We start from the raw sequence: 2,760 nt of genomic DNA, 5'->3' as shown, positions 1-2,760 counted from the left end.
ATGCAAATCTCCTCGTCTGCTTGTCTGCTGGTGTCTTGTCTGCTAAAAGTCTGTCTCCCGTCTGCTAATATACTTATTTATATTTCTCGTCCAGCCCGTCATGGATTTCCTTGTAGCTTTCTTCCATCAGGCGGCTGATGTTGTCCGCGCCCTGTGATTGCGGATATATAGGCGCATGGATTGTAAGAGTCAGCTTGTGGCGGTGTACCCAATACCATTTGCTTGTACGCGGCATAACGTCAAACGAGCCGTTGATTGTCAGCGGCACTACGGGCAACTGCAGTTCATCTGCCAGCATAAAGGCGCCCCGCTTGAATGCTGTCATACGGCCGTTGTACGTGCGCGAGCCTTCAGGAAACACCACAACGCTCATGCCTTCCTTCAAAGTGAGACGCGCCTTGTCGTAAGATGCCTTGATTTTTTTCGGTCCGCGCCTGTCTACGAATATCTGGTGAGACTTTTCGCAGGCGTAACCAACAAACGGGATTTTACGCAACTGCTGCTTCATCATCCACTTGAAGTTACGGCGAAGATGGCCGAAGATAAGGAAGATGTCGAACGCTCCCTGGTGATTGCTTACGAACACGTACGACTCTCCATGTTTAAGATTCTCGCGTCCGATGACTTCAACGGGCAGGAACAGCACCTTCAACACCCACGTCGACCAGATTACGGGCGGATAATAGCCCCAGAAATGCCCGTTGCCAAAGATACAACCGATACTTGTCGTCACCGCCGTGAGCAGCGTAAGCACGATGATGACAGGCAGGGCGATAATGATTTGATAAATACGGTATAAGTATTTCATAATTCAAAATGCATAATTCATTGGTATAACCACAATCTACAATGATAAGTTTCAGCACACAACCGGCGTCGGTCTCATTGTTAATTGATTTTAGGATACTTTCTCGTCCATCCGTCCCAACGCAGGCGCATAACCCCGAAGAACGCCTCGCCGAAAATGCCTCCGCTCATTTTTGACACTCCCTCGCGGCGGTTGACGAATATCACGGGCACTTCCTTGATTTTGAAACCTATCTTGTAAGCGGTATATTTCATTTCAATCTGGAAGCCGTAACCCTTGAAACGGATTTTGTCAAGTTCTATCGTCTCAAGCACTTTACGGCGGTAACACTTGAATCCGGCCGTTGTGTCATGCACCTTGAAACCTGTAACGAGCCTGACGTATTGCGACGCAAAGTAGCTCATCAGCACTCGGCCTATGGGCCAGTTGACCACGTTGACTCCACTGACGTAACGCGAACCGATAGCGACATCATACCCTTCGTCATGACATGCTGCGTAAAGGCGCGGCAGGTCGTTGGGGTCATGGCTGAAGTCGGCGTCCATCTCGAACACATAGTCATAGCCATGGGCCAGCGACCACTTGAATCCTGTGATGTATGCCGTGCCCAATCCCTGCTTGCCGCTACGCTCGATGATGAACAGACGGTCGCCGAACTCGCCGTCAATCAGGCGATGAACGATACCGGCAGTGCCGTCAGGCGAGCCGTCGTCAATCACAAGGATATGAAAACACTTTTCCAACGAGAACACGGCACGGATTATCTTCTCGATATTCTCCTTCTCGTTATATGTCGGGATTATTACAATACTGTCGCTTTTGTTCATGGCTGCTGCTTTATTCACGCGTGTTTTGTTCCTGCAAAAATAGCATTTTTATTTCATATTAAATACAATCAGGCCCCATAAATTCAACATTTTAGGAATATACATACAGTCTGCCAGCAGATTAGATATATGGAATGAGTGTTTACTACAACATTGGTTGCCATACTCCCCGACTTCTATCGAATTGCGATATGCCGTCTTTCACCTTCCGAAAGGCCGTCTATTAGAGCACAATTGATGGCTTTTTGGAAGGTGAAAGACGGCATATTGGAAAGCCATTGATTATCAACGGATTACAAACATGCAAAAAACAGCCTTGAAAGCATGCGTGAAGCGTGCCGAAAAAAGGCGAGGAAACGCCTGCGCCGAACACACTGGCACGCAACAAACTAAAGTCCTTTATATATTTTACAAATGCCATTGCCATCTTACTTTTTGACAGTTAGAAGTACAGCTCACAGCATGCCGGCATGCCGAAATGCAATTTTAACGGTTGCGAACAGCGCAAAACGCTTTCACTATGACGTCCGACAGTGTTTAAATTTTCCTTCGTTTTTCTTGCTGTTCTTATTCAAAAGCACTATCTTTGCAAAGATGGTTTCACTCCATATATTATATAACGGCCTTCATAAGGCAAAGGGCCTGACTGAGGCCGGCGTTTGTTAATGATAAATTTAAACTGAAAACATAAAATATCCGATTTTGAGCTATGGCGAAAACAAGACAGATTATCGAGTGCGTTCCCAACTTCAGCGAGGGACGCGACATGGCCGTTGTCAAACAGATAACCGACGAAATCGAGGCGTGTGAGGGTGTACGCCTGCTTGATGTTGACCCCGGCGAAGCTACCAACCGCACCGTTGTCACCTTCGTGGGCGAACCCGAGGCAGTAGTAGAGGCTGCGTTCAGGGCAGTAAAGAAGGCCGGCGAGGTGATAGACATGCGCCACCACCACGGTGAGCACCCGCGTATCGGCGCCACTGACGTGCTGCCCCTTGTGCCCGTAAGCGGCATAACGCTTGAGGAGTGCGCACAGCTGGCACGTAAACTTGCCGAGCGTATCGCTACGGAGACGGGCATTCCGTGCTACTGCTACGAGGCGGCGGCACTGAAACCCGAGCGCCG

2 protein-coding genes and 1 pseudogene are annotated in these 2,760 nt (G+C 48.8%); 1 reads left to right on the top strand and 2 read right to left on the bottom strand.

What is annotated here, in order from left to right; translation table 11 throughout:
- Nucleotides 1–73: 73 nt before the first annotated feature.
- Nucleotides 74–808: a lysophospholipid acyltransferase family protein gene (locus H6A34_RS14065; protein WP_205106025.1), complete on the bottom strand. Its 735-nt coding sequence runs from the start codon at nucleotides 806–808 to the stop codon at nucleotides 74–76.
- 80 nt (nucleotides 809–888) lie between these two features.
- Nucleotides 889–1,635 (bottom strand): polyprenol monophosphomannose synthase, encoded by a 747-nt coding sequence (locus tag H6A34_RS14060; RefSeq protein ID WP_205106024.1) that lies wholly within the window; start codon nucleotides 1,633–1,635, stop codon nucleotides 889–891.
- Nucleotides 1,636–2,344: 709 nt separating this feature from the next.
- Between H6A34_RS14060 and H6A34_RS14055 the strand changes: the two are divergent.
- A pseudogene (locus H6A34_RS14055) lies at nucleotides 2,345–2,760 on the top strand (glutamate formimidoyltransferase); the annotation flags it as partial.

This window comes from Marseilla massiliensis, assembly GCF_016899855.1.
Taxonomy (GTDB): Bacteria; Bacteroidota; Bacteroidia; order Bacteroidales; family Bacteroidaceae; genus Prevotella.
The sequence above is the reverse complement of the archived record's forward strand: the minus strand, read 5'-3'. Positions and strand labels throughout refer to the sequence as shown.